The 527-nt window shown below is 48.6% G+C and carries 1 pseudogene; it reads right to left on the reverse strand.

Annotated features, from left to right (window positions below):
* Positions 1–527 (reverse strand): annotated as a pseudogene (locus tag R7Z49_RS27405) (hypothetical protein); the annotation flags it as partial.

A 527-nucleotide genomic window follows, 5' to 3' on the forward strand; every position in this document is an offset into this window, starting at 1 on the left:
AAGAGTTGTTGTTTTTACCATACTGAGTTTGGATGGCTTCAGCACGACCGCTATCCGCTAATGATTGGGTTGGAGACTCAAGACCCAGCGCCATTTTCAACGGGTTAAGATCACCCAACTCCGCGATATCCACCGTCACGGTTAGCACGTTGTCGATAACCGCTACAACTAAGCCAATGCCATCCTGCGGATCTACTGCATCCGTCATTTCATAACGACGGTACTCCACCGTACCCAGCTTCACTTTTTCGTGTGTCACGCCGCTCATTTGCTCTTCGTGATCCAACGTTTTCCAAAGCGCCTCTGGATTCTCGATTGGCAGTTTGTAAACTGGCACCATACCGAGCGTGTAAAGCACTGGGTTGATCTCATCGCCTGTACCTAAGTACGCTTTCAAAGTTTCTGGCGACGCAGCACTTTTTAAGTATCCGTCAAACAGATCGATCGCAAACTGCTCTTTTGGTGACAGCTGCTCACCAACAAACATATCAGACATGGTCATTTGATTGGCAGAGCCAAACGCGTTC

This window comes from Vibrio sp. 1562, assembly GCF_033340155.1.
Lineage (GTDB): Bacteria > Pseudomonadota > Gammaproteobacteria > Enterobacterales > Vibrionaceae > Vibrio > Vibrio alginolyticus.